Below are 23,691 nucleotides of genomic sequence, written 5' to 3' on the forward strand. Positions count from 1 at the left end.
TGGTGTCGTAGCCGGATCTACAACCACGGGGGTGGGCGGAGCGGCGTACGTACGATGCGCCGAGCGAAGAGACGATGAAGGGGCCGCGGCATATGGCTGGACTCGCAGATTCCGGGTCGAACCCCGACGTCGACCTGCTCTTCGACATCAATGGCCTGGCCAAGGACGCACCGCACTGGTTCGACCGGGTCATGGAGTACGTCGGTGAGTACGGGATCGTGCTCGCCCTGGTGCTGCTCGTCGTGTGGTGCTGGTGGTCCGTGCGACGCCGGGGCGACGAGGACGCCGCCTCGTCCGTCGCCGCGCTCGTGTGGGCGCCGCTGGCCGCGGGGATCGCGGTCCTGGTGAACGTGCCGATCCGCGGGTTCGTCGAGCGGCCCCGGCCGTTCCTCGACCACCAGGGGCTCGAGGTCCTGGTGAGCGGCAAGACCGACTACTCCTTCGTGAGCGACCACGCGACGATCGTCATGGCCCTCGGCGTCGGCCTGTTCGTCGCCAACCGGAGGTTCGGGCTGGTCGGCATCGGGCTCGCGCTGCTCGGCGGGTTCTGCCGGGTCTACATGGGCGTGCACTACCCCACCGACGTCATCGGCGGGTTCGCGCTCGGCACCGCCGTCGCCCTGCTGCTGTCGCCGCTGGCCATGGCCTTGCTGACGCCCCTGATGTCCGCCATCGAACGCTCGCCCAGGGCCGGGTGGCTGATCAAAGCGCGGGGCGGCTCCCGCGCGGGAGGGCAGAAGGCCGTGATTCCGGGGGCCAGGAAAGAGGCCGCCGACGCCGAGGAGCGGGACCTCGCGGCCTAGGGCCAGTCGTCACCTTCCCGCCTGCCGTGCGACTTTGACGGCAGGTCCTAGCCGAGGGCGGGGAGGAGCGGGGGACACGGAGCCGTGATGGTGGCTACAGCGCCTGCGGGTAGGTGAAGAAGCCCTCCGGGTCGTACTGCTTCTTCAGCTTCGTCAGGCGCGTCGCCGCGTCCCCGTAGTACGCCTTGCGCCAGTTCTTCAGCGTCGGGTCGGTGTAGTTCTGGTACGCGGCGCCCGAGGCGTACGGACGCATCGCGTCGTGGGCCGACGTCAGCCAGGACTGGGCCGTGGAGCCGGACGTGCCGGCCCGCCAGGAGGCGATGTACTGGGCCAGCATGCGGGAGCGGCGGTGCACGAAGGCCGTCGCCGTCGGGGAGACACGGTTGACGGCTCCGCCGAGGGCCGTGAGGGCGACGCTTCCGGAGCCGCCGCGGACCGACTGCATCTGCCGCATCAGGGTCTGGATGCCCGCCGGTGAGAGCGAACGGTCGAAGAAGTCCGACTTCGCGGAGTACGTCTCGCGGCTCAGCGCGCCCTGCGGGGAGCGGCCCGGGGTGGAGCCGGGGAGATGGCACTGGGCGTCCGAGGTGAAGGACGAGCAGTTGGCGTACAGCTCCATCGACTCCTCGTACGAGCGGCGCTTGATCGCTACGTTGCTCGCGGGGCCGGGGCCGCCGGGGCGGTCGGCGAGGCGGTCCACCGCGTTCTTGAGCTCGTTGTAGGTGCCCAGCGAGAACGCCGCGACCGTGATGGTCGGGTTGCCGCCCGCGTGGTTCGAGATGCTCAGCGCCGACCAGATCTCGTCGGGCTGGGTCGGGCCCCACTCCTGCCACGCCTTGATCAGCTTGGCCGCCTTCGACCAGGGCCAGGTCATGTACGCCGTTACGGCCTGAGGGGCGGGGTGGGTCTTGAACTGGAGCTCGGTGACGACGCCGAAGTTGCCGTTGCCGGCGCCGCGCAGGGCCCAGAAGAGGTCCTTGTGGGTGGTGGCGTTGGCGGTGAGCTGCTTGCCGTCCGCGGTGATCAGGGTGGCCTGGGTGAGGCTGTCGCAGGTCAGGCCGTAGGCGCGGGAGGTGACGCCGTGGCCGCCGCCCAGAGTGAGGCCGGAGACGCCGACCGTGGGGCAGGAGCCGGCGGGGATGGTGACGCCCTTGGCGGCGAGGGCCCGGTAGACGTCGATGAGTTTGGAGCCGGCGCCGACCACGGCGGTGTTGCCGGTGGCGCGGACGCGGTTGAGCTTGGAGACGTCGATGATCAGGCGGTTGTTGCCGGAGGACCAGCCGGCGTAGGAGTGGCCGCCGTTGCGGATGGCTACGTGGAGGTTGTGGGCGCGGGCGTAGGCGAGGGTGGTGCGGATGTCGTCGGGGTGGGCGACGTAGGCGACGGCGGTGGGCTTCAGGTTGTCGAAGCGGGTGTTGTAGAGCAGGCGGGCGGACTTCCAGTCGGCGTCGCCCGGGCGGATGAGGCGGCCGTCGAGGTCCTTGGCGAGGGCGGTCCAGTTGGCTGGGGTGGAGGCGGCGGTGGTTCGGGTGCGGGTGGCGGTGCCGGTGGCTGTGCGGGTGCCCGTGCCGGAGCTGGTGCTCTTGGTGCCGTTGCAGGCGGTTGCCGTCAGGGCGGTGAGGGCTGCTGCGGTGCCGCCGATGAAGGTACGCCGTTCCATGTCGCCTCCTGGGGGTTCGTGAGACGAGACGGGGTGGAGAGGGGTGGGGTTCCATGGCGCGGTGGTCCTGCGGTGCGGGTCGGGAGGTTCTCGCCCCCGCCGCCCCTACCCGTCCCATCCCTTGAAGGGGCTCCGCCCCTTCGACCCCCCTGGGGCTGCCGCCCCAGACCCCGCCATCGGCCCTCCGGGCCTCGTCCTCAAACGCCGGACGGGCTGAAAGATCGGGACCGGCGTCGAAGAGTGGCGTCGGCGGATGTGAGGCGAAGTACGAAGCGTGGATACGGCCTCAGGTGCCGGCGTGTCCCTGGGCGTCCGATCGGGCCAGGCTGCGGGCGCGTCTGGCTGGGCCGTGCCAGCCGCAGGTGCAGTGGGCTGTGCAGAAGCGGCCCTTCTCCACTGTTGTCGTGCGGTGTTCCGCGGGGGCGTCCGGTTTTGGTCCGTCCTGCTGTGCCACACCGACAACGTTACCCAGGGCAAGTAGACGCGACGCGCCCGGTGTGCGTGACGGGGGCACTTACTCGTCGTTAACCGGAACGACAGGGGGCCCGTGACGGACGTACCGGCTGGGGGTAGGCAGGCGATGACCAAGCGGCGGCAGCAGCACAGGCAGAGGCGCGGGGCGGGCGTTGCGGCGGGGGTCCTGTGTGTCTGTCTGGCGGGCAGCGGGTGTGTGGCGCAGAGCGGTGCCGCTGTGGGGGACGCGCGGGACGGGGACGCGGTGCGGGTGGTGCGGCGGGCCGCCGACGCGCTGGTCGGGGCCCGGAGTTCCAAGGCGCGGACCTCGATGGAGATGGCGACGGGTGGGACGCGCGTCACGATCCGCGGTGAGGGTGTCTACGACTTCCGGAAGCAGCGCGGGCGGCTGAAGGTGCTGCTGCCGCAGGATCCGGCGGGGGCCACGGCGCAGCGGCCGATCATGGAGTTGCTGGCGCCGGGGGCGTTGTTCATGAAGAACCGCGGTGCGGGTGTGCCCGCGGACAAGTGGGTGCGGGTCGATACGCGGTCGCTGTCGGACGGGAACCTGGTCACCGGCGGTGCCACCGACCCGTACGTCGCCGCCGAGGTGCTGCGCGGGGCGCGGACGGCGACGTATGTGGGGGAGACGGACGTCGCGGGTACGGCGGTGCGGCACTACCGCGGGACCGCGGATCTCGGGGCTGCCTCGCGGGAGGCCTCCGACGGGAATTCGGAAGCGCTTGCGGCGGCGGCGAAAGGGTTCGCCACGGACGAGGTCCCGTTCGACGTGTACCTCGACGACGACGGGCGGATCCGGAAGGTCCGGCACCGGTTCAGCTTCGTCAACGGGCAGCAGAAGGACGCCGTCGCCGTGGCCTCGACGACCTTGCTGTACGACTTCGGGGCCCCCGTCGACGTACGGCTGCCGGACGGTGACGACATCTACGCCGGGAAGATCGCCGAGTAGTGAGGGCCGGGGTGTGCGGGCGTGACGGGCGTCAAGAACTAGCCCGTCCGTGCCATGCGCGGTGTGTATGCCGCTCCCTACTCTAGGAAGTCGGTAACGGCAGAGAAGAGGTGATGCGCGTGGCTCCGGTCGGCGGTACGGCAGTTCAGGACCACGTGGCCCTCGCCGAGATCGAGCTGTGCGGAGAGCTCATCATCGCGGCCTCGACCGCCCGCGAGGACCGGCTCAGTCTGGAAAGCATCGACGAGGTGCTGAGGGTCGCGGAGGAGCGGGCCGTCGAGGAGCGGGGCGTCGATGGGGGATGATTTCGGCCACTTGGGCTGTGCACTCCTGCCGTGCGCTCCGGCTGTGCTCGTCAGGTGCGCAGCAGTCGGCCGATCGCCTTCGTGGCCTCCTCCACCTTGGCGTCGATCTCCGCGCCGCCCTTGAGGGCCGCGTCGGCGACGCAGTGCCGGAGGTGCTCCTCCAGCAGTTGCAGGGCGAAGGACTGCAGGGCCTTGGTGGAGGCGGAGACCTGCGTGAGTATGTCGATGCAGTAGACGTCCTCGTCGACCATGCGCTGAAGGCCGCGGATCTGGCCCTCGATCCGGCGCAGGCGCTTGAGGTGCTCGTCCTTCTGCTTGTGGTAGCCGTGGATGCCGCGGTCGTGGTCGGTCACGACGGCGGGGGTGCCCTCCGCCTCGGAGGGCGCGGCCGCGCCGGCCTCGGTGGTCGTCATCGCGTCCTCCAGACGTAAACCGCGTACATGACTTCACATACCCCTACTGGGTATATCGTACCGGACTTTGCTGGGTATAGGGCCTGTGGCCGATGCCGCGAACGGCCGTTGGACTGGACCACTGGGCAGCCCCCGTGCCGACCACTCTGCCTGATGGGCGACACTGGAGGACGGCCCATTAGCCGTGGCCGGATGATGCGCCTAGCATCAGCCTGACCGAACCGACGCTTCCTGAGGACCCTCACGTGCGATTTCGTCTGACCCCCCGGGAGACGAGCTTCTACGACATGTTCGCCGCATCCGCGGACAACATCGTCACGGGCTCGAAGCTCCTGATGGAACTGCTCGGGGCGGACACCGCCGGCCGGGCCGAGATCGCAGAGCGTATGCGGGCCGCGGAACACGCAGGTGACGACGCCACACACGCGATCTTCCACCAGCTGAACTCCTCGTTCATCACGCCGTTCGACCGCGAGGACATCTACAACCTCGCATCGTGCCTCGACGACATCATGGACTTCATGGAGGAGGCCGTCGACCTGGTCGTCCTCTACAACGTCGAGGAACTGCCCAAGGGCGTCGAGCAGCAGATCGAGGTGCTGGCGCGGGCCGCGGAGCTCACGGCCGAGGCCATGCCGAACCTGCGCACGATGGACAACCTCACGGAGTACTGGATCGAGGTCAACCGCCTCGAGAACCAGGCCGACCAGATACACCGCAAGCTTCTCGCGCACCTCTTCAACGGCAAGTACGACGCGATCGAGGTCCTCAAGCTCAAGCAGATCGTGGATGTGCTGGAGGAAGCGGCGGACGCATTCGAGCATGTGGCGAACACGGTGGAGACCATCGCCGTCAAGGAGTCCTGAGACCGCCACATGGACACCTTCGCGCTGGTCGCGACCATCGGGGTCGCGCTCTTCTTCACGTACACCAACGGCTTCCACGACTCGGCGAACGCCATCGCGACGTCCGTGTCGACGCGGGCGCTGACGCCGCGGGCGGCGTTGGCGATGGCCGCGGTGATGAATCTGGGCGGTGCCTTTCTCGGGTCCGGGGTCGCCAAGACCGTCAGTGAGGGGCTGATCCAGACGCCCGAGGGCTCGAAGGGGATGGGGATTCTGTTCGCGGCCCTGGTGGGCGCGATCACCTGGAATCTCGTCACCTGGTACTTCGGGCTGCCGTCCTCCTCCTCGCACGCGCTGTTCGGCGGGATGGTGGGGGCGGCGTTGGCCGGGGGGACCACGGTGTACTGGAGCGGGGTGCTGGAGAAGATCGTCATCCCGATGTTCGTGTCGCCGATCGTGGGGTTGTGCGCGGGGTATCTGGTGATGACCGCGATCATGTGGATCTTCCGGCGGGCCAATCCGCACAAGGCCAAGCGGGGGTTCCGGATCGCGCAGACCGTGTCGGCTGCCGGGATGGCGCTGGGGCATGGTCTTCAGGACGCGCAGAAGACGATGGGCATCGTGGTGATGGCGCTGGTCATCGCCGATGTCGAGGACTACGGCGATCCGATTCCGGTGTGGGTGAAGATCGTCTGTGCGGTGATGTTGTCGCTGGGGACGTATGCCGGGGGGTGGCGGATCATGCGGACGTTGGGGCGGAAGATCATTGAGCTGGATCCGCCGCAGGGGTTCGCCGCGGAGACCACGGGGGCGTCGATCATGTTCACTACGGCGTTTCTGTTCAAGGCGCCGATCTCCACGACGCATGTGATCACTTCCGCGATCATGGGTGTGGGGGCTACGAAGCGGGTCAATGCCGTGCGGTGGGGTGTGGCCAAGAACATCGTCCTTGGGTGGTTCATCACGATGCCTGCGGCTGCGGTGGTGGCGGCTGCGGCGTTCGGGGTCGTGAACCTGGCGTTCCTGTAGCCGTCCGTCCTTCGCCCCCGCCGCCCCTACCCGTCCCATCCCCAGGGGCTCCGCCCCTTCGACCCCGCCAAGGGGCTCCGCCCCCTGGACCCCCATCGGCCTGAACGGCCTCGTCCTCAAACGCCGGACGGGCTGGAGGGGGGTTCCTGGGCCGCCCAGCCCCCTGCCGGGTGGGTGGGGGTGGGGGATGGTCTTGTGCTCGAACGGCGGACGGGCTGGGGGGAGTGCCTGGTGCGGCGTAGTCCCCTGCGGGTGGGTGGGGGTGGGGGATGGTCTTGTATTCGAACGGCGGACGGGCTGGGGGGAGTGCCTGGTGCGGCGTAGTCCCCTGCGGGTGGGTGGGGGTGGGGACGGTCTTGTCCTCAAATGCCGGACGGGCTGGAAGGGCCTGGGGCTGGGGATGGTCTTGTGCTCGAAGGGCGGGTGGCCTGCGACGGTCCGTCGCCCTGTGTGGGGGGGCGCAGTGCTGTGGCCTTGTGCTCAAGCGCGGCTGGGGTTGGGGCGGTCGCTGAAGGGGCGTGACTGGGCGCGGCGCCAGGTCGGGTGGGGCGGCGTGCCCCCACGGACCCGCGGTCGCCGACGGTGCGAAGGGGACGTGTCGGGGGGTGTCCGCCCGCGGAGTCCGGTGTCGAGACACGGCGCCTCCTGGGCTGGGTCCAGCACCGGACCGAGGATGGACAGCCTCCGGCGCGGCCCCGACCCAACCACCCGCCCACCCGACCGCAACGGGCCGCCGCAGGCGTCGCCAAGCAGACGGGCCCGCCCCCCGGGAGCCAGGGGGCGGGCCCTTTATCTGCCTCGCGGTGGCACCGCCATGCAGCACCGCGAGGGGTCTGTCAGCCGAAGCGGCCGGAGATGTAGTCCTCGGTGGCCTGGACGGACGGGTTGGAGAAGATGCGCTCCGTGTCGTCGATCTCGATCAGCTTGCCGGGCTGGCCGACGGCGGCGAGGTTGAAGAAGGCCGTGCGGTCGGAGACGCGCGCCGCCTGCTGCATGTTGTGCGTCACGATGACGATCGTGAAGCGTTCCTTCAGCTCGCCGATGAGGTCCTCGATGGCGAGGGTGGAGATGGGGTCCAGGGCGGAGCAGGGCTCGTCCATCAGGAGGACGTTCGGCTCCACCGCGATGGCGCGCGCGATGCACAGACGCTGCTGCTGGCCACCCGACAGGCCCGAGCCGGGCTTGTTCAGGCGGTCCTTCACCTCGTTCCAGAGGTTCGCGCCCTTGAGGGACTTCTCGACGACGTCCTGCAGCTCGCTCTTCTTGTAGCTGCCGTTCAGGCGCAGACCCGCCGCCACGTTGTCGAAGATCGACATCGTGGGGAACGGGTTCGGGCGCTGGAACACCATGCCGACCTCACGGCGGACCGACACCGGGTCGATGCCGGGGCCGTACAGGTCCTCGTCGTCGAGGAGGACCTTGCCCTCGACCCGGCCGCCCGACGTCACCTCGTGCATACGGTTCAGCGTGCGCAGGAACGTCGACTTGCCGCAGCCGGACGGGCCGATGAAGGCCGTCACCGAGCGCGGCTCGACCGTCATCGAGATGTCCTCGATCGCCTTGTGGGAGCCGTAGTAGGCGGTGAGCCCGCTCACGTCGATTCGCTTGGCCATGTCTCTACTTCACTTCCAGATCAGTCGGTCGCTGTATGGCCGCGCGTCAGCGACCGGTCTTCGGGGCCTTCCAGCGGGCGATTCCGCGGGCCACCATGTTGAGGATCATCACGAAGGCGATCAGCGTGAGAGACGCCGCCCAGGCACGGTCGTAGGCCGGGGTCTCACCGGAACCGTACTGCTGGTAGATGTACAGCGGCAGTGACGCCTGCGCGCCCTCGAAGGGGTTGGCGTTGATGAACTTGCTGCCGAACACCAGGAGCAGCACGGGCGCGGTCTCACCGGCGATACGGGCGATGGCCAGCATGATGCCGGTGGTGATGCCGCCGATGGAGGTCGGCAGGACCACCTTCAGGATGGTGCGCCACTTGGGCACGCCGAGTGCCAGCGAGGCCTCGCGCAGCTCGTTCGGGACGAGCTTGAGCATCTCCTCCGTGGAGCGGACGACGACCGGCATCATCAGGATCGCCAGCGCCAGCGAGCCGGCGAAGCCGAAGGGCTGCATGTCGAACATCAGCATGAGGCTGAGGATGAACAGGCCGGCGACGATCGACGGGATACCCGTCATGACGTCGACGAAGAAGGTGACGGACCGGGCGAGGCCGCCCCGCCCGTACTCCACCAGGTAGATCGCGGTCAGCACGCCGATCGGCGCGGCGATCAGCGTGGCGAGGCCGACCTGCTCCAGGCTGCCGAGGATGGCGTGGTAGATGCCGCCGCCCGGCTGGGAGTCGGGGACCACGCCCATGGAGTGGGTCAGGAAGTAGACGTCCAGGACCTTCACACCGCGGGCGATGGTCGTCCAGACCAGGGAGACCAGCGGGACGACCGCCAGCAGGAAGGCGACCCAGACCAGGGAGGTCGCGACGCGGTCCTTCGCCTGGCGCCGGCCCTCGACTCGGGCGGCGATGACGTACGAGGCGAGGACGTAGAGGAGTCCGGCGATCAGGCCCCACTGGACGCGGCTGTCGAGGCCGGCGGCCAGGCCGATGCCGATCGCGACGGCCACCGAGCCGGCCGCGATGGCGTACGGGGACCACTTGGGCAGGCGGGCGCCGCGCAGCGTGCTGGGGCGCTTGTCGGCGATGGTGGCGTTGCTCATGCGTTGGCCCCCGAGTACTCCTTGCGGCGGGCGATGATCGCGCGGGCCGCGCCGTTGACCAGCAGGGTGATGACGAACAGGACCAGACCGGACGCGATCAGCGCGTCCCGGCCGAACTCGGTGGCCTCGCTGAACTTGCTGGCGATGTTCTGGGCGAAGGTTCCACCGCCCGGGTTGAGCAGGCTGCCGTGGATGATGAAGTCGGGGGAGAGCACGGTGGCCACGGCCATCGTCTCGCCGAGGGCGCGGCCGAGGCCGAGCATCGAGGCGGAGATCACGCCGGAGCGGCCGAACGGGAGGACCGCCATGCGGATGACCTCCCAGCGGGTGGCGCCGAGCGCCAGGGCCGCCTCCTCGTGCATCTGCGGGACCTGCCGGAAGACCTCGCGGCTGACGTTGGTGATGATCGGCAGGATCATGATCGCGAGCAGGATGCCGACCGTGAACATCGAGCGGGGGGCGCCGCCCTCCCAGGAGAAGATGCCGGTCCAGCCGAGGTATTCGTCCAGCCAGCCGAAGAGGCCGGTCAGGTGCGGTACGAGGATCATGGCGCCCCACAGGCCGTACACGATGGACGGCACGGCGGCGAGCAGGTCGATCACGTACGCGATGGGGCCCCGGAGTCTGCGCGGGGCGTAGTGCGTGAGGAACAGCGCGATGGCCACCGCGACCGGGACCGCGATGACCATGGCGATGATCGAGGAGACGATCGTTCCGAAGGCCAGGACGGCGATTCCGAAGACCGGCGGGACCGTGTTGGTGTTCCACTCGAACGTGGTGAGGAAGTTGCCCTCGTCCTCACTGATCGCGAGGACCGCGCGGTAGGTGAGGAAGACCGCGATGGCGGCCATGATCACCAGCAGCAGGATGCCCGACCCGCGGGAGAGACCGAGGAAGATCCGGTCACCGGGTCGGGTGGCGCCGCGGGCCGCGCGCTGCTGCTCGGTCGTCGGCGGCTGTGGAGCGGGGAGGGGGGATTGAGTGCTCTTCGTCGATATGTCCATCAGGTTCTCCGGTCTGCGGAGCCGTACGCGGTCTGCGGCGGCTCGGTGGAGCCGTGCGCGATCGGCGACGGCTCCGGGCGGCGGTGCACCGGACGATGCGGTCCGGTCCGGGGTTCTTGAGGCCCTGGACCGGACCGCACTCAGGTCAGCTCAGGTTCGAGATGGTCTTGCGAACCTCGGTGATGATCTCTTCGGGCATCGGGGCGTAGTCGTTCTCCGTGAGGATCTTCTGGCCGTCCTCGGAGGCGATGTAGGTCAGGAAGGCCTTCGTGCCGGGCAGGGTGGCCGCCTTGTTGCCCTTGTCGCAGACGATCTCGTACGTCACCAGGACCATCGGGTACGCGCCCTCGACCTTGGTGTTGTAGTCCAGCTGGAGGGCGTAGTCGCTGCCCGTGCCGACACGCTTGGCGGCCGCGATGGCCTTGGTGGCGTTGGCGATGTTGGCCTCGACCGGGGCGGAGGCGCCGGTGTCGAGCTTGGCCGCCTTGATGTTGTCCTTGACGTAGGACAGCTCGAAGTAGCCGATGGCGCCGTTGGTCTGCTTCACCTGCTGGGCCACGCCGGAGGACTGCGGAGCGGACTGGCCGCCCTTGGCCTGCCAGGCCTTGCCGCCCTCGTAGGGGAAGTCCTTCTTGGCGGTGGCGATCAGGTACTTGGTGAAGTTGTCCGTGGTGCCGGACTCGTCCGAGCGGTGGAACGCCTGGATCTTCAGGTCGGGGAGCTTCGCGTCGGGGTTCAGCTTCTTGATCGCCGGGTCGTTCCAGTTGGTGATCTTGCTGTCGAAGATCTTGGCGATCGTCGAGGCGTCCAGGACGAGGTTGTCGACGCCCGAGACGTTGTAGCCGACGGCGATCGGGCCGCCGACCATCGGGAGGTTGACGCCCTGGCCGCCGGAGCAGATCTTCTTGGAGGCGGTGACCTCTTCGGGCTTCAGCGCGGAGTCGGAACCGGCGAAGGCGACCTGGCCCTGGGTGAACGCGGTCACGCCGGCGCCGGAGCCGCCGCCCTTGTAGTTGATCTGCACGTCCTTGCACGCCGCGGTGAACTGCGCGACCCAGGCGTCGATCGCGTTCTTCTGCGCGGAGGAGCCGTCGGCGAGCAGCTGGCCCGAGGCGTCGTCACACTTGATGTTGCCGGCCGCGGCGCTGGAGGCGCCCCCGTTGCCGGTGGTGCCGGTGTCGTCGGAGCCGCACGCCGTGAGGGCCAGGGCGCCGGAGACGGCGAGAGCGCCGAGAGCGATAGCCCGCCGGTTCTTGCGCTGAAGCTTCACTTGAGGGAGTTCCTTCCAGGAGCCGCCGTCCTGAATTCGGCGGCGTGCGAAGAATGGGCGATGCGGGACCGTCCCCCCGGGGCGCGGTCCGTCATCGTGCAAGGCCGAAATTAGGCAGAACAGGTGAAGCCGCCGAAGGGCGTAAATGAACGAGGGGTGAACCCCTGGGGACGGTGCGGTGAGGTCACGGAACGCTTACGTCGAGGACACGGGAGCGTCCCGAGACTTTGTGCGGATCGGGTGCGGACCAGGCCCCGTCCTAGGCCGGCCGCAGCGACGCCAGCAGTGCGTCCACGAGCGAGCGGTCTCTGGGCTGGGTCAGCCGGCTGCGCGCGGCCGTCGGGGAGAGCCACAGCAGACGGTCCACCTCGGGACCCGGGGTGAACGTGCCGGGGCCCGCCTCGGCCGCCCAGTAGCGGACCTCCTTGGGGCGGCCGTTGGCCAGATACCGCAGGCTCGGCAGTTCGACGCCGGGCCGGGCGGAGTGCCCCGTCTCCTCCTCGACCTCGCGCAGCGCTCCGGCCAGGTGGTCCTCGTCGCGTTTCAGCTTGCCTTTCGGATGGGACCAATCGTCGTATTTCGGCCGGTGGATGAGGCATATCTCCAGCTCACCGTCGACCGGCGAGCGGCGCCACAGGACGCAGCCGGCCGCTTGGACGGTGGGGTCGTTGGCGTACGTCACCGAGGACGCCTCCTTCTGCCGGGGTGGGCCTGGTCGGAGTACCCGGCCTAGGGCGTGCCCACCGTCTGCCGTTGCCAGCACTGCTGGAACGCGAACCGTGCCGCCTCCACCTCGTGCCGCTGGTCGGCGTGCAGCACGCCGAGGGCGTACGCCGTCGCCGGGGCGATGCGCGGGGTGCGGGCCGCCTGGGCCGCGGCGGCCGCCGCCTCGGAGGCGTCGCGGTGCCGGTTCAGGGACTGGCCGGCCGCGAGCAGCCGTACGTCGACGGGGTCGGTGTCGCCGTGCAGGACCTCGCGGGCGTAGCGGTGCAGGCGCAGCAGCAGGCGGACCTGGTGCCAGGGGGCGTCCTGCGGGTGCGGGGCCGGGTCCGGGGAGAGGCCGTGGATCAGGGCCTCCGCGTTGTAGGGGTGGCCGGCGGTCACCAGCGGGAGTGCCGCCACGGCGTCGGTGAGGCGCTCCTCGGCGGCGGCCGCGAGGGGACGTAGGTCGGTGGTGGCCGCGGCGGTGGTGAGGGGGACCTCGCTGGCCAGTACGGCGATGCTGTCCGCGACGGCGTGGAAGCGGCTGCTTCCCAGGGCCTGCAGAGCACTGGAGTGGGCCCGGGTCCGGGCGAGGGTGAGCTGGCGGTCGAGCAGGGCGCCCGCTTTGGCCGCGCCCACCGTCAGGTTGCCGCGGTCCGGTGCGGGCGCCGGGGAGGCCGGGGAGCCGGTGCTCCCGGGTACCGCTCCCCTCGGCACGTGCGCCGCCCCAGCGACACGACTGCCCGCAGCCGCGCCCGCGCGGCTGCCCGCGGCCGTGGTGGCCCGCTCGCCCGTCGCCGCATCGTTGTGGCCCGGCGTCGGGTGACCGCTCGTCCTCGATCCGTCGGGACGGGCGCCCACGGTCACCCCCGCCGTACCGCCCCCCGCACCCGCCCCCCGCACATCCGGCGTCGGCAGCTGGGTCGGCAGTACGGGTGCTCCCGACAAGCGGTGCAGGGCCAGGAGGAGGCGGTCCAGGCGGGCGACGTAGGCGTGTTCCAGGGCGAGGGTGCCGGAGAGCCAGGCCAGTTCGGGGCGGATGGCCTCCGACCAGTCGGGCTCCAGCAAGGGGCGGAACGTGTGGAGGCTGGCGCTGATGCGGCGGGCCGAGCGGCGCAGGGCGCGGGCCGCGTCGACGGACTCCTCCGTGCCGTTGGACGCGCCGCCCCCGGTCTCCCGGTGCAGCCGCAGGGCGCGGAGGAACTCCGTGGCCTGGGCGCGCAGGTAGCCCGCGAGGGCGTCCCCGGTCAGCGCCCCGGCCGTGGGGTCCGTCGGATCAAGGTGTTGCTGTGCCACGCCGGCGCCTCCGGGCGTCTATGAGCATCTCCTGGACGTTGCGCAAGGGCTGGCCCTCCGTGTCCGTCGCGTGCCGGGTCCACTCGCCGTCCGGGCCGAGGTGCCAGGACGCGGTGGTGTCGGACATACCGGTCTCCAGGAGCCGGTTGAGCGCGGCGCGGTGGGCCGGGTCCGTGACCCTGACCAGGGCTTCGATACGGCGGTCGAGGTTGCGGTGCATCATGTCGGCGCTGCCGAACCACACCTCGGGCTCGCCGCCGTTGCCGAAGGCGAAGACCCGGGAGTGTTCGAGGAAGCGGCCGAGGACCGAGCGGACGCGGATGTTCTCCGACAGCCCGGTCACGCCCGGGCGGATCGCGCAGATGCCGCGGACCCAGATGTCGACGGGCACGCCCGCCTGGGACGCGCCGTAGCAGGCGTCGATGATCGCCTCGTCGACCATGGAGTTGACCTTGATGCGGACGTAGGCCGGACGCCCGGCACGGTGGTGCTGGGCCTCCTTGTTGATCCGCGAGACCAGGCCGTCGCGCAGGGACTTCGGGGCCACCAGCAGGCGGCGGTAGGTCTCGCGGCGGGAGTAGCCGGACAGGCGGTTGAAGAGGTCGGAGAGGTCCGCGCCGACCTGGGGGTCGGCCGTCAGCAGGCCCAGGTCCTCGTACAGCCGTGCCGTCTTCGGGTGGTAGTTGCCGGTGCCGACGTGGCTGTACCGCCGTAGCGTCTCGCCCTCCTGGCGGACGACGAGGGACAGCTTGCAGTGGGTCTTGAGGCCGACGAGGCCGTAGACGACATGGCAGCCGGCCTCCTCCAGCTTGCGCGCCCACTTGATGTTGGCGTGCTCGTCGAAGCGGGCCTTGATCTCGACCAGGACGAGGACCTGCTTGCCGGCCTCGGCGGCGTCGATGAGCGCGTTGACTATGGGCGAGTCGCCGGAGGTCCGGTACAGGGTCTGCTTGATCGCGAGGACGTCCGGGTCGTCGGCCGCCTGCTCGAGGAACGCCTGCACGGAGGTGGAGAAGGAGTCGTACGGGTGGTGCAGGAGCACGTCGCGGTTGCGCAGGGCCGCGAAGATGTCCGGCGCGGACGCCGACTCCACCTCGGCCAGGTCCCGGTGCGTGCCCGCGACGAACTTCGGGTACTTCAGCTCGGGCCGGTCGATGGAGGCGATGCGGAAGAGACCGGTGAGGTCCAGGGGGCCGGTGAGCGGGTAGACCTCGGCCTCGCTGATCTTCAGCTCGCGTACCAGCAGGTCCAGGACCTCCTGGTTGATGTTCTCCTCGACCTCGAGGCGCACCGGCGGCCCGAAGCGGCGCCGCATGAGCTCCTTCTCCAGGGCCTGGAGGAGGTTCTCCGCGTCGTCCTCCTCGACCTCCAGGTCCTCGTTGCGGGTGACCCGGAAGGCGTGGTGCTCCAGGACCTCCATGCCCGGGAAGAGCTCCTCCAGGTGGGCCCCGATGACGTCCTCCAGCGGGACGAACCGGCCGGGGGAGGCCTCCAGGAACCGGGAGAGCAGCGGCGGCACCTTGACGCGGGCGAAGTGCGGCGTGCCGCTGACGGGGTTGCGGACGCGCACGGCCAGGTTCATGGACAGGCCGGAGATGTACGGGAACGGGTGTGCCGGGTCGACCGCCAGCGGGGTCAGGACCGGGAAGATCTGGTGCCGGAAGAGCGTGAAGAGGCGGGCCTGCTCCTTCTCGGTGAGCTCGTTCCAGCGGACCAGGTGGATGCCCTCCTCCGCCAGCGCGGGGGCGACGTCCTCGTGGTAGCAGGCGGCGTGCCGGGCCATGAGCTCGCGGGAGCGGGCCCAGATCATCTCCAGGACCTCGCGGGGCTGCAGGCCGGACGCGGACCGGGTGGCGACACCGGTGGCGATACGGCGCTTCAGACCGGCGACGCGGACCATGAAGAACTCGTCCAGGTTGCTGGCGAAGATGGCCAGGAAGTTCGCCCGTTCGAGGAGCGGTGTGTTCGGGTCCTCGGCGAGTTCGAGGACCCGCTCGTTGAACGCGAGCCAGCTGCGCTCCCGGTCCAGGAACCGGCCCTGGGGCAGCTGGACACCTTCGATCTCGGTGACCTCGTACGCGTCGAGGTCGGCGTCGATGTCGGGTTCCAGGTCGGAGACGACCGCCGAGACCGTGTGCGGGCGGTGGGCCGCTATGGAGCCCACGGAGGGCTGCGCGTGCTGGACCTGTGCCTGGGCGTTGGATGGCTGGCTCATGTGCCCATTGTTCCGCGTTGCGAGCATTACGGGCGCGTCGGAAGCGGCGGGCGGGAGCGTCATCGGGAGGCGTCGGGCGTCCCCGTTCCCCGCGGACCGCTCGGGGGGCGGCGAGGCCTCTGGCACGGCGGGCGTCATTGGCCGAGCGTCGCAAGCCCGTCTGAACCAACGGTTACGGAGACATGGCGTGTGGGATAGCGGGGGGCGGCTCGCGGGCGTCCAGGTGACGGTCCGTCGGTCCGGACCGTACGTCCCTCCCCCCGTGGAGGGACGTACGGGCGGGGTTCTCAGGGGGTGCGGCGGCGCAGCAGCCAGAAGGCGGCGGCGGTGGCCAGCGTCGCGGCGCCCAGCAGGAGGCCGGTCTCGACCAGATGGAGGGGCCAGAAGTGGGAGGAGGGGTGGTAGTCGGTGTAGTAGCCGACGATCTTGTGGGCCGCGAGGCACTGGGTGTCGTCGACGCACAGCGGGTCGGGGACGCGGGCGCCCGTGGAGGTGAGGGCGCCCTGGTCGCCGGTGATGATGTGCGCGGGTGTCCGGTAGCCGGTCTTCAGGGTGCCGACCGCGGTCTCCCAGGGCACCAGGTTGCGGCTCGCGGCGGTGGCGAGGGCACCCAGTGCTTCGGTGGCGACCAGCGCGAGGGCGAGGGCCGGGAGCGCGCGGCGCAGGAGCAGGCCCGCGAGGGCGCCGAGCGCCAGACCGAGCAGGGGTGCGGCGATGGCCGCGGTGCCGTTGGCCTGGAAGTTGTCCTCGGTGTACCAGGACCAGCGTCCCAGCGGGAGCGGGTGCGCGTCGGAGACCAGGTGGTGCAGGAGGACGAGGACGGTCGTGCCGGCCGTGAGCAGGACCGCCGGGACGGCGAGCTTGGCGGCCAGCCAGCGGGTGGGGGTGACGCCCTGGGTCCAGGCGAGACGCGCGGTGCCGTTCTCCAGCTCGCGGCCGACGAGGGCGCCGCCCGCCCAGGCGGCGACGAGCGCCGGGAGCCAGGTCAGGCCGGATCCGGCCGCCCTGAAGACGCGGTCGAAGTCGTAGATCGGGTCGCCCCACACACAGGCCTCGCGGCCGGCGCACACCCGGTCCCACTCCGCCTGGGCCGCGTGGGCACCCGGTCCGTAGGCCCACAGCAGCACCGCGGCGCCGCTGAGGACGACGACCGCCCACAGGATCAGCGTCGGGCGGTGCAGCCGCAGAACGGTCCAGGTCAGGCCGCGGGGGCCGCGGGGCGGCCGGCCGGTGGCGGGGGCCGTCGCGGCGGACGGTGCGGTGGTCATACGGCGGCTCCCGTACGGCCGTTCAGCAGCCGGAAGGCGATCAGGACCGCCAGTGCGGTGACGGCGAGGACGATGCCGGTCTCGACGAGCTGGAGGGGCCAGAAGTGGGAGGAGGGGTGGTAGTCGCGGTAGAAGCCGACGATGTCGTGGTCGGCGAGGCACTTGGCGTTGTCGACGCAGATGGGGTCCGCGACGCGGGCGCCGGTGGAGGTGAGGGCGCCCTCGTCGACGACCATGCCGATGTACGCCGGGTACTCGTGCTTGTTCGTGAGCGTCTTCAGCGGCCACAGGTACGGGCGCACGGTGCCGAGCACGGTCGCCAGGAGTGCGAGGACGACGACCGCCAGGCCGAGCGCGGGCAGGGCGCGGCGCTGGAGCAGGCCCGCCAGGACGCCGACGGCGAGGCCGAGCAGGGCGTAGGAGGTGGCGAGGGTGCCGTTGGCCTCGTAGGTGGTGCCCTCGTACCAGTGACCCGACCCCATCGCCTCGCGCAGCTGACCGTCCGTCGACCACAGCAGGCGGTGCAGCAGTGTGAGGACGAGCATGCCGGCGGTGATCAGGGCGGCCGGGACGGCGAGTTTGGCGGCCAGCCAGCGGGCGGGGGAGACGGACTGCGTCCAGGCCAACTGGGCGGTGCCGTTCTCCAGTTCGCGCCCGATGAGCGCGGCGCCGGCCCAGCCGGCGACGAGGAAGGGGGCGAGAGCGAGGATTCCGACGCCGACGCCGACGACCGTGTCGTACCGGGTGTAGGCGGGACCGACGAGGTCGCAGTCCAGGCCGGTCGCCGTCGTCGAGCCGCACCCCGCCTTGTGGTACTCGGCCCAGGCGGCGTCCGCCCCGGGACCGTACGCCCACAGCAGCGCTCCCGCGCCGACGGCCACCAGCGGTAGCCAGAACCACAGCGCCCAGCGGTGCAGTCGCAGCATCGCCCAGAGCAGTCCGCGCGGCCCCCGGGAGGACGTGCGGGCGGTGGACGTGTCGAGGGTCGTCACGGCGGTCATACGGCGGCCTCCCGTACCTCGTCGAGCCGCAGGGCCGGGGTCTCGGGGGCGCGCAGGTGGGCCAGGACCAGCTCCTCCAGGGTCGGGGCGGTGGCCTGCCAGCCCTCCCCGAGGGGACCCTCGGGCCGTACGAGCGCGGTGACCTGACGTCCTGTCGTGCGGGACTCGACGACGGTGTGCGGGTCGAGCGATGCGTCGGCCCGGCCGGTGACGAGGCGGTGCGCGGCGAGCAGGTCGTCCAGCGGGCCGGCGAGGCGGACGCGGCCGGCGCCGAGCAGCAGGAGGTGGTCGCAGGCGCCGTCCAGTTCCGCCACGACGTGCGAGGACATGACAACCGTGGTGCCGTGTTCGGCGGCGTCGGCCATGAGCGTGGCCATCAGCTGATGCCGGGCGAGCGGGTCGAGGTCGGCCATCGGCTCGTCCAGGAGCAGCAGCTCGGGGCGCTTGCCGAGGGCGAGCGCGAGGGCGACGCGGGTGCGCTGGCCGCCGGAGAGGGTGCGGATCCTGGCGTCGGGTCCGAGTTCGCCCTCGGCGACGATCCGTCCGGCGACCCGGTCGTCCCAGCGGCCGGGGTTCAGCTCGCGGCCGTAGCGCAGGGTGTCGGCGACGGTGAGCTGGGGGTGCAGGGGCTTGTCCTGGGCGACGTACGCGAGGCGTTCGCGGACCGCGGCCGGGGCGGCGCCGAGGACGGTGATCGTGCCGTCGGTGGGGCGCAGCAGTCCGGCGGCCAGGGAGAGCAGTGTGGACTTACCGGCGCCGTTCGGGCCGACGACGGCGCACACGCTGCCTGCCGGGAGCCGGAAGGAGCAGGCGTCCAGGGCCTGCCTGCGCCGTCGCCCGAACCCCTTGCCCAGTGCGGCCGCCTCGATGGCGGTCTCGGTCATGAATCGTCCCCCTTGAAGTGCGTGTCCAGTACTGCGGTGAAGAGCGCGTCCACGTCGTCGCGGTCCAGCCCGGCCTCGCGGGCCCGCTGGGCCCAGGCGTCCAACTCGGTGCGCAGGGGGGACTCCGCGGGCGCGGTGTTCAGTCCGCGCCGCACGAACGTCCCGAGTCCCCGGCGTGCCTCGACCAGGCCCTCGCGTTCCAGTTCGCGGTAGGCCTTGAGGACGGTGTTGGGGTTGATGGCGGTCGCCTCGACGACCTCACGGGCCGTGGGCAGCTTGTCGCCGGGCTCCAACAGGCCCAGGCGCAGGGCCTGTTTGGTCTGCTGGACGATCTGCACGTAGGTGGCTACGCCGGAGCGTCGGTCGATGCGGTAGTCGACCATTCCGTTCCACCACCCTTTCACTAATTGAGTAGTGAAAGGGTGGTGGAAAGAAAGGGGCGGCGTCAAGCCTGCCGCCCCTTAAGAGGGGTATGTCAGGTCTCGGTCCGGTACATGAGGTCCGTCTCGTACGTGGTGAAGCCGAGGCGTTCGTAGACCGACACCGCCGCCTTGTTGTCGGCGTCGACGTAGAGCATGGCGGTGGGGAGGCCCTGGGCGGACAGGTGGCGCAGCCCGATGGTGGTCAGGGCCTTGCCGAGGCCTCCGCCCTGCGCGCCGGGGCGGACGCCGAGGACGTACACCTCGCCGAGGCCCTCCTCGGCGTGGACCTTCGTCCAGTGGAAGCCGACGAGCTCGCCGTCGCGCTCGGCGAGGAAGAAACCGGACGGGTCGAACCAGGGCTCGGCTTTGCGGTCGTCGAGGTCGCGCTGGGTGAGGGAGCCCTGTTCGGGGTGGTGGGCGAAGGCGGCGGCGTTCACCGCGAGCCAGGCCGCGTCGTCCTGGCCGGGCACGAAGGAGCGGACCGTGACGCCCTCGGGGAGCACCGGGTCCGGCAGCGACAGGTCCGCCAACGGGCGGCGCATCTGGCGCAGTTCGCGGAACAGGGTGAGGCCGAGGACCTGGGAGAGGTGGCGGGCGGCGGCGTGGCCGCCGTGGGCCCACACCCGCAGCCGCTTGCCGGACGCGCCCAGGAGGGCCGCGCCCAGCGCGCGGCCGTGCCCGTGGCCGCGGTGCGCCGGGTGGACGACCAGCTCGGCGGCCGGGGCCTCGACCGGGTCGGTGTCCTCCAACTGGGCGTAGCCGACCAGTTCGTCGGCGACGGTCAGCAGCAGATGCGACACCCCCTCGCGTGCCCCGTCCGCCCGTCGCCCACCACCACCCTCAACGGAGTCGCTTCGCGACGCCATGTGATACCGCAGCTGCAGCCGCCCCTGCTCGGACACCGCCTGCTGCCCGTCGCTCCGGGCGGCCTCCGCGAGCAGCTCCAGTACGGCCTCGGTCTGCTCCGGGGTGAGCGCGGCGTGGGTCTCGATGGCCCGGGTCGGCAGGGGGTGTGCGGTGTCGTCGCTGGTCATGCGTACGAGGGTAAGGGGCGCCTCCGGCAAAGTCCCGGCACAGAAGCAACCAGGCTGTAACCAGGAACCCCCTGTCGCGCTACGCGCGTTGACTCTAGGCTGCCGCCCGACGGGGCCATGTCACTCACGACACGCGGGTCACCCAGGACCGACGTGTCATCCACGACTCACAGGGGGGCGGATGTCAGCCACATCCCACCAGCAGCACCGCAGACGCCGTACGTACGCGCTCGTCGCCACCGCCGCCGGACTCGCCACCGTCGGCGCGCTGGCCGCGGCGCTTCCCGCGACGGCGACGCCGGAGAGCTCGGCGAAGGGCGGCCACGGTCACCACTTCAACCGCTACCAGGACGTCCAGCTGCTGTCCTTCAACGACCTGCACGGCAACCTGGAGCCGCCGGCCGGTTCCTCCGGGCGAGTCACCGAGGTGCAGCCGGACGGCACGACGAAGACCATCGACGCCGGTGGTGTGGAGTACCTGGCCACCCATCTGCGCCAGGCCCGCGAGGGCAACAAGTACTCCATCACCGCGGCCGGCGGTGACATGGTGGGCGCCTCCCCGCTCATCTCGGGCCTCTTCCACGACGAGCCCACGATCGAGGCGCTGAACAAGCTCGACCTGGACGTGACGAGCGTCGGCAACCACGAGTTCGACGAGGGGGCCAGGGAACTGGCCCGCCTGCAGAACGGCGGCTGCCACCCCACGGCCGGCTGTTACGTCGAGGGCAGGAAGTTCAAGGGCGCCGACTTCCCCTACCTCGCCGCGAACGTCCTCGACGAGAAGACCGGCAAGCCGATCCTCAAGCCCTACTGGGTGTGGAAGAAGAAGGACGTCAAGGTCGGCTTCATCGGCGTGACCCTGGAGGACACCCCGGGCGTCGTCTCCGCCGAGGGCGTCAAGGGCCTGAAGTTCAAGGACGAGGTCGAGACGATCAACAAGTACGCCAAGGTGCTCCAGCGCCAGGGCGTGAAGTCGATCGTCGCCCTCATCCACGAGGGCGGGGCCCCGGCCTCCTCCTCGTACAACTACGACTGTGACGCGCCGGGTGCGGGCGACGGCATCTCCGGCCCGATCGTCGACATCGCCAAGAACATCACGCCGCAGGTCGACGCGCTGGTCACCGGCCACACGCACGCCGCGTACGTCTGCACGATCGACGACCCGGCGGGCAAGCCCCGCATGGTGACGTCGGCCGCGTCCTTCGGCCGCCTCTACACCGACACCACGCTGACGTACGACCGCTTCACCGGCGACATCGCCCGTACGGCCGTGAAGTCCGCGAACCACGTGGTCACCCGGGACGTCCCCAAGGCGCCCGACATGACCGCGCTGATCGACCGGTGGAACACCCTCGCGGCGCCCATCGGCAACCGCGCGATCGGCTACATCTCCGCCGACATCCCCAGCACCGGCACCGAGTCCCCGCTCGGCGACCTGATCGCCGACGCGCAGCTGGCGTACGGCAAGGAACTGGACCCGGAGACCGACCTCGCGCTGATGAACCCCGGCGGCATCCGCGCGCCGCTCACCTACGCGGCCAAGGGCAGCGAGGGCGACGGTGTGGTGACCTACGCCGAGGGCTTCACGGTGCAGCCGTTCTCCAACACGGTGAACCTCCAGGACATCACCGGCGCGCAGCTGATCCAGGTACTCAAGGAGCAGGTCAGCGGCACGAACACGGCCTCCCCGAAGGTCCTGCAGGTGTCGTCGGGTCTGACGTACACGCTGGACCTGACGAAGTCGGGCGCCGACCGGGTGGTCACGGACTCGATCAAGCTGAACGGCGCGGCCGTCGACCCGGCCGCCACCTACCGCGTCGCCACGAACAACTTCCTCGCGGGCGGCGGCGACGGCTTCCCCACGCTGGGGCAGGGCACGAACGACCTGGTCGGCACGGACGACCTGACGGTGCTGGAGAAGTACCTGACGGCCAACTCCTCGGCCGGCAGCCCCATTTCGCCGCCGGCGGCGAACCGGATCACGGTCGTGCAGTAGTTCAACGCAGTACTTTGTGAACCGGCGTGAACTAGATCGCAAACCCCCGGTAGAGGTTGCGGGTGGGGGGTGTGCGCATGGTCGGATGGGCCGATGCGTTCCCCCCACCACATAACGACGCATCCCTATACAAACCCCTACGAGGAGCTCGGCAGGCTGGACGACGGACCGCTGGACGGTCCGACGGACGACGGCCCGCTCGATGAATTCCTCCGCGAGGGCATACGGGAAGAGCCGGGAGAGCCGGACGAGCGGGACGGCGCGGAGGCCCAGGACGATCCCTGGGCCCCGCCCAACCACCGCCGCAACGGCCGCCGCCGGCGCCGAGGCCGCTTCGCGGGGCTTCCGCTCGCGATGAAGGCCGTGGTCGGCGTCCTCGTCCTCGCCGCCTTCCTCACCCTCGCCGACCGCTGGGCCCTCCTCTACGCCGAGCGCAGAGCGGCGGACACCCTCAAGGACCGCCTGCACCTGGCGGCCGCCCCCGAGGTCCAGATCGACGGCTTCCCCTTCCTCACCCAGCTCGTCGACGAGCGGCTGGACTCGGTGAAGGTGACCGTCCCCGACGTGGCCGCCGACCGCGTCTCGCTCGCCCAGGTGACGGCGACGGCACGAGACGTACGCCTCGACACCGACGGTCCGACCTCGGTGCGTGGCGCCGACGTCCCCCACCTGGAGGGCGACGTCCTGCTCTCCTTCGCCGACCTGAACCGTGAACTCGGCGCGTCCCAGGTGACGTTCACCGGCGAGGGCCACGACCGGGTCCGGGCGCGCGGCACCCTGCCGGTCGCCGGGCACGACCTCGATCTGCGTGCCGAGGCCCGGATCGTGCGCAACGGCGACCGCGGCATCGCCACGCATATCGGCGGCATGCGCCTGGACATCGGCGACCTGGCCACGTACCGCCCCGGCGCCCGCACCTCGCAGGGCCTGCACCTGAGCCGGAAGTCGGCGGCCCGCCTCGCCCACGAGACCCGCAAGGCGAAGGCGCTCCTGTCGATCCCGTCGGTCGTACGGCGCCTCGGAGTGCCCGACTCGGTCGTCCGCGCGGCCCTGCGCAACGAGTCCAGGCTGACAGAGCTGACCGGCACCCCGCGCTTCATCCACCAGGCCATGCGGCTGAACCTCATCGACCTGGCCCTCGAGCACCCGCAGCTCCTGGCGCTCCTGGGCTTCGACCCCGCCCTCCTCGACGCCCTGCCCCGCCTCACCCGCCCGGTCCTCGCCGACCAGCTCTCCCTGGGCTTCCGCCTGCCGGAGCCGCCGAGCGGGCAGGTGCGGTTGCGGGACGTGCGGGTGGAGGAGGACGGGATCAGGGTGCGGTTGGAGGGGACGGGGCTGGTGATCGGCGGCTCCCGCTGAGTCGCCTGGTGCTCACACGTTCGGGCGGGTCGGTAGAAATCCGGACC

21 protein-coding genes are annotated in these 23,691 nt (G+C 70.7%); 7 read left to right on the forward strand and 14 right to left on the reverse strand.

Features of this window, described 5'->3' with window-relative positions:
* Positions 1–92: 92 nt before the first annotated feature.
* Positions 93–803, forward strand: a complete 711-nt coding sequence (locus ACFZBP_RS21350; protein ID WP_391415188.1) for a phosphatase PAP2 family protein — start codon at positions 93–95, stop codon at positions 801–803.
* Between the two features lie 94 nt (positions 804–897).
* Here the strand turns inward: ACFZBP_RS21350 and ACFZBP_RS21355 are convergent, their stop codons facing one another.
* On the reverse strand, positions 898–2,463 hold the full coding sequence (locus ACFZBP_RS21355; protein ID WP_391415190.1) for an FAD-binding protein: 1,566 nt from the start codon (positions 2,461–2,463) through the stop codon (positions 898–900).
* A 580-nt stretch (positions 2,464–3,043) separates the two neighbouring features.
* Here ACFZBP_RS21355 and ACFZBP_RS21360 point away from each other — a divergent pair.
* Both ACFZBP_RS21360 and ACFZBP_RS21365 read left to right on the forward strand, forming a co-directional pair.
* Positions 3,044–3,886, forward strand: a complete 843-nt coding sequence (locus ACFZBP_RS21360; RefSeq protein ID WP_383457262.1) for a hypothetical protein — start codon at positions 3,044–3,046, stop codon at positions 3,884–3,886.
* A gap of 113 nt (positions 3,887–3,999) precedes the next feature.
* Positions 4,000–4,191, forward strand: a complete 192-nt coding sequence (locus ACFZBP_RS21365) for a hypothetical protein (protein ID WP_383457265.1) — start codon at positions 4,000–4,002, stop codon at positions 4,189–4,191.
* A 50-nt stretch (positions 4,192–4,241) separates the two neighbouring features.
* Here ACFZBP_RS21365 and ACFZBP_RS21370 read toward each other — a convergent pair whose 3' ends face one another.
* Entirely contained in the window at positions 4,242–4,604 is a 363-nt protein-coding gene (locus ACFZBP_RS21370) for a metal-sensitive transcriptional regulator (RefSeq protein ID WP_062723850.1), read from the reverse strand.
* A 245-nt stretch (positions 4,605–4,849) separates the two neighbouring features.
* Here ACFZBP_RS21370 and ACFZBP_RS21375 point away from each other — a divergent pair, with 245 nt between their 5' ends.
* Positions 4,850–5,470, forward strand: a complete 621-nt coding sequence (locus ACFZBP_RS21375; protein WP_048585568.1) for a DUF47 domain-containing protein — start codon at positions 4,850–4,852, stop codon at positions 5,468–5,470.
* A 9-nt stretch (positions 5,471–5,479) separates the two neighbouring features.
* Positions 5,480–6,478, forward strand: coding sequence for an anion permease (locus tag ACFZBP_RS21380; protein ID WP_383457269.1), 999 nt, complete (start codon positions 5,480–5,482; stop codon positions 6,476–6,478).
* Between the two features lie 836 nt (positions 6,479–7,314).
* Here the strand turns inward: ACFZBP_RS21380 and pstB are convergent.
* The 12 genes from pstB to mshD all read right to left on the reverse strand — a co-directional run bounded on the left by pstB (position 7,315) and on the right by mshD (position 20,289).
* Positions 7,315–8,091: a phosphate ABC transporter ATP-binding protein PstB gene (pstB, locus tag ACFZBP_RS21385; protein WP_030050867.1), complete on the reverse strand. Its 777-nt coding sequence runs from the start codon at positions 8,089–8,091 to the stop codon at positions 7,315–7,317.
* Positions 8,092–8,137: 46 nt separating this feature from the next.
* Positions 8,138–9,193: a phosphate ABC transporter permease PstA gene (pstA, locus tag ACFZBP_RS21390; protein WP_383457272.1), complete on the reverse strand. Its 1,056-nt coding sequence runs from the start codon at positions 9,191–9,193 to the stop codon at positions 8,138–8,140.
* Positions 9,190–10,197, reverse strand: coding sequence for a phosphate ABC transporter permease subunit PstC (pstC, locus tag ACFZBP_RS21395; RefSeq protein WP_391415195.1), 1,008 nt, complete (start codon positions 10,195–10,197; stop codon positions 9,190–9,192). Before pstC ends, pstA begins: the two co-directional genes overlap by 4 nt.
* A gap of 145 nt (positions 10,198–10,342) precedes the next feature.
* Positions 10,343–11,467: a phosphate ABC transporter substrate-binding protein PstS gene (gene pstS / locus ACFZBP_RS21400; protein WP_391415197.1), complete on the reverse strand. Its 1,125-nt coding sequence runs from the start codon at positions 11,465–11,467 to the stop codon at positions 10,343–10,345.
* A 259-nt stretch (positions 11,468–11,726) separates the two neighbouring features.
* Entirely contained in the window at positions 11,727–12,149 is a 423-nt protein-coding gene (locus ACFZBP_RS21405; protein ID WP_391415200.1) for an NUDIX domain-containing protein, read from the reverse strand.
* A gap of 47 nt (positions 12,150–12,196) precedes the next feature.
* Complete coding sequence (locus ACFZBP_RS21410; RefSeq protein WP_391415202.1) at positions 12,197–13,465, reverse strand: CHAD domain-containing protein; 1,269 nt, start codon at positions 13,463–13,465, stop codon at positions 12,197–12,199.
* The gene (locus ACFZBP_RS21415; protein ID WP_391415204.1) at positions 13,446–15,818 is read right to left on the reverse strand and encodes an RNA degradosome polyphosphate kinase; all 2,373 of its coding nucleotides are present in this window, start codon (positions 15,816–15,818) and stop codon (positions 13,446–13,448) included. Before ACFZBP_RS21415 ends, ACFZBP_RS21410 begins: the two co-directional genes overlap by 20 nt.
* Positions 15,819–15,967: 149 nt before the next feature.
* Positions 15,968–16,948 (reverse strand): hypothetical protein, encoded by a 981-nt coding sequence (locus ACFZBP_RS21420; RefSeq protein WP_391415206.1) that lies wholly within the window; start codon positions 16,946–16,948, stop codon positions 15,968–15,970.
* Entirely contained in the window at positions 16,945–17,949 is a 1,005-nt protein-coding gene (locus ACFZBP_RS21425) for an ABC transporter permease (RefSeq protein WP_391415208.1), read from the reverse strand. The genes ACFZBP_RS21420 and ACFZBP_RS21425 overlap by 4 nt, the downstream gene beginning before the upstream one ends.
* Positions 17,946–18,833 (reverse strand): ATP-binding cassette domain-containing protein, encoded by an 888-nt coding sequence (locus tag ACFZBP_RS21430; RefSeq protein ID WP_391415210.1) that lies wholly within the window; start codon positions 18,831–18,833, stop codon positions 17,946–17,948. The genes ACFZBP_RS21425 and ACFZBP_RS21430 overlap by 4 nt, the downstream gene beginning before the upstream one ends.
* Complete coding sequence (locus ACFZBP_RS21435) at positions 18,830–19,216, reverse strand: GntR family transcriptional regulator (protein ID WP_383457298.1); 387 nt, start codon at positions 19,214–19,216, stop codon at positions 18,830–18,832. The genes ACFZBP_RS21430 and ACFZBP_RS21435 overlap by 4 nt, the downstream gene beginning before the upstream one ends.
* Positions 19,217–19,308: 92 nt before the next feature.
* On the reverse strand, positions 19,309–20,289 hold the full coding sequence (gene mshD, locus ACFZBP_RS21440) for a mycothiol synthase (RefSeq protein WP_391415212.1): 981 nt from the start codon (positions 20,287–20,289) through the stop codon (positions 19,309–19,311).
* 181 nt (positions 20,290–20,470) lie between these two features.
* Between mshD and ACFZBP_RS21445 the strand changes: the two genes are divergently transcribed.
* Both ACFZBP_RS21445 and ACFZBP_RS21450 read left to right on the forward strand, forming a co-directional pair.
* Positions 20,471–22,285, forward strand: coding sequence for a 5'-nucleotidase C-terminal domain-containing protein (locus ACFZBP_RS21445; RefSeq protein ID WP_391415214.1), 1,815 nt, complete (start codon positions 20,471–20,473; stop codon positions 22,283–22,285).
* A gap of 93 nt (positions 22,286–22,378) precedes the next feature.
* The gene (locus tag ACFZBP_RS21450; RefSeq protein WP_391415216.1) at positions 22,379–23,644 is read left to right on the forward strand and encodes an LmeA family phospholipid-binding protein; all 1,266 of its coding nucleotides are present in this window, start codon (positions 22,379–22,381) and stop codon (positions 23,642–23,644) included.
* The last annotated feature ends 47 nt before the right edge of the window (positions 23,645–23,691 follow it).

The organism is Streptomyces sp. NPDC008086, assembly GCF_042957325.1.
Classification (GTDB): domain Bacteria; phylum Actinomycetota; class Actinomycetes; order Streptomycetales; family Streptomycetaceae; genus Streptomyces.